This is a genomic window from Blautia sp. HCP28S3_G10, from assembly GCF_052065235.1.
GTDB lineage: Bacteria > Bacillota > Clostridia > Lachnospirales > Lachnospiraceae > Blautia_A.
This window is the reverse complement of record NZ_JBQHUL010000086.1, coordinates 1-1659: the sequence shown is the minus strand read 5'-3', so window position 1 is coordinate 1659 and position 1659 is coordinate 1. Positions and strand designations below refer to the sequence as shown.

The window sequence follows — 1659 nt, the reverse complement described above, 5'->3', positions numbered from 1 at the left end:
AAGGGCACTGAAAAACTCCCATTTTTTTAAGGTGGGAGTTCTTCTTTTATAATTTTTCTTGTAATTTCTAATTATATTACAAAAAAACGCTATGGTTTACCCCATAGCCAATTCCTCTAATCTTACAATTCGTTTTACATTTGCTGCAAATGCCGTAAAATACATTTGAAGATGCATAGCAAATAGCCCTCTTGAATCTGCTCTGCGCAAACCGTGGGCTTCTTTTAATTCTCCATTCTTTTCTTCTATCCTGTGCCGGATCTTTATTCTCTCTTGGAAATATTCACTTTCTTCAAATTTAAGCCTTTCCAAGTTCTTCTCGCTTACTTGCGTGATGCTATAACTTCGTGTTTTTGCATTTGATTTCCCTACATGGCAATTTTCTCTTTGCGGACATTTCCGGCACTTAACTTTGCTAAATATATATCTTAAATAGGTGTTTCCGTTTTTGGCTGCCCTTTTTTCTACACGTGTAGAAAGTTCTCCGGCAGGACATTGCAACATCCCTGCATCTTTATTGAAACAGAAACCTTCTTCAAGTTTCCCATTTGCAGCGGCCGCTACCGCTGTATTCGTTCGGGCAATCAGTGCAATCTCTTTTCCACAGGCTTCCAGATTATCATCGCTGACATATGCCATATCCCCTATAACTTCTGTTACTTTTATCCCATTTTTTTGTGCTTCTTCTATCAATTGCGGTAATTCCTGTCCGTCTGGTGCTCCTCCATTTGTTACACTTATCCCGGCAATCAGACGTTCTTCTGTCATTGCAAGATGATTCTTATACCCATAAAACGTACTGGACGCTGTTTTGTGACCAAACCGTGCATCTTTATCATCTTTGGAGCGAATCTCTCTAATCTGTTCGTTTTCAAGTAACTCTTTCATCTTTTTAGAAATTTTCTGTATCTTTTGGTTTCCACAAGATTCTATCCCTTCATCCAGAACCTGAAGCAGTTCCTTTGTATAGGCGATCTCTTCGTCCAACCCTGCTTCCAAAGATGGTTTCTCCGGAAATTTTTCTGATAAGTCAAAAGCATTTTTATAAATCTCTTTCCGAAGTTGTTTACTCATATCCCGTAGGATTTGTGTGGGGGATTTCGCACGGACAGATGCCGTTGTGTGGGTGGAATCCACAATAATAGTACCCGATTTGATCAGCCCTTTGTCAAGAGCCTGCTGGATTGTTTCTTTCAGCATTTCCTCTAGGATATCTTCCGTAATGCGGGTTTTTCTGAATTTTGTCAGAAGACTGGGATCTATCATTTTTGCTTCTGGATCCAGATCAAGGAAAAATTTATATGCCATATCTGTTTGGGCACTACTAATCAGTGCTTCATCGGACAGATCGTACAGTTTTTTCAGGAAAAGTAGTTTAAACATCATCTCTGGTTCCTTCGCCGGGCGCCCCAAATTTTCACAATACTGTTTACGAAGCATTGGATTTACAAAGCTAAAATCTATGTTTTCTTTAATTCTACGCAAAAGATGATTCGCTGGAATGACTGCATCGTAAATTCCCTGATAGGGTGATAATGATAGTTGTAACTGTGAATGATCTTTCAACATGACAGAACCTCCTTCCTCATGATTCTATTATAACAGGGCCACTAAAAAAAGCCCAATTCTTTTTTGGAATCAGACTTTTTCAGTGCCCTT

1 protein-coding gene is annotated in these 1659 nt (G+C 39.1%); it reads right to left on the bottom strand.

Annotated features, from left to right (window positions below; all coding sequences use genetic code 11):
* Window positions 1-96: 96 nt before the first annotated feature.
* On the bottom strand, window positions 97-1569 hold the full coding sequence (locus tag ACTNB8_RS16265; protein WP_390427580.1) for an IS1182 family transposase: 1473 nt from the start codon (window positions 1567-1569) through the stop codon (window positions 97-99).
* Window positions 1570-1659: the final 90 nt, after the last annotated feature.

Excerpts from the sequence above, each read along its gene's own strand:
- ACTNB8_RS16265 (WP_390427580.1), bottom strand. The coding sequence starts at position 1,569 with ATGTTGAAAGATCATTCACAGTTACAACTATCATTATCACCCTATCAG.